Genomic DNA, 672 nt, shown 5'->3' on the forward strand with positions numbered 1-672 from the left:
CAACTCTTATGCAATGCGTGGTATGAAATATATCTGTAACAAAAATCTCATAATGTTTTCACTCGTCTGTTTATCCCCATGATCAGTACGATTACTTCACTTTAGGCTAGGTAAGGTTATGAGCGCAGAAAAACTATATATAGAAAAAGAGCTTAGTTGGTTATCTTTCAATGAACGAGTGTTACAAGAAGCGGCCGACAAAACCGTTCCGTTGATCGAGCGTATTCGTTTTCTTGGGATCTTTTCCAACAACCTCGACGAATTCTACAAAGTGCGCTTCGCTGATGTGAAACGTCGTATTTTGATCAACCAAGAGCGAGGAGGGAGTGACAACTCCAAGCGTCTGTTGAGTAAGATGCAAGCCAAAGCCCTTAAGCTTAACGAACAATTCGACGAACTTTACAGTGAATTAATTAGAGAAATGGCACGGCGTCGCATTTTCTTGGTCAATGAGCATCAACTCGATGAAGCGCAGGAAAAGTGGATCACCAAATACTTCCGCAAAGAAGTCATGCCACATATCACGCCTTTGTTGATGAAAGATGAAATCGACGTGCTGCAATTCCTCAAAGACGAATACGCTTACATCGCCGTCGAACTGCGCAAAGAAGACCACTCTCAATACGCTCTCATCGAAATTCCAACCGACCACCTGCCACGCTTCGTGATGGT

Annotated in this window: 1 pseudogene; it reads left to right on the forward strand. The window is 43.2% G+C overall.

Annotated elements, in window-relative coordinates:
- Positions 1-118: 118 nt before the first annotated feature.
- Positions 119-672 (forward strand): annotated as a pseudogene (locus tag R7Q09_RS26020) (RNA degradosome polyphosphate kinase); the annotation flags it as partial.

The sequence above is a fragment of the Vibrio sp. 2130-1 genome, from assembly GCF_033339515.1.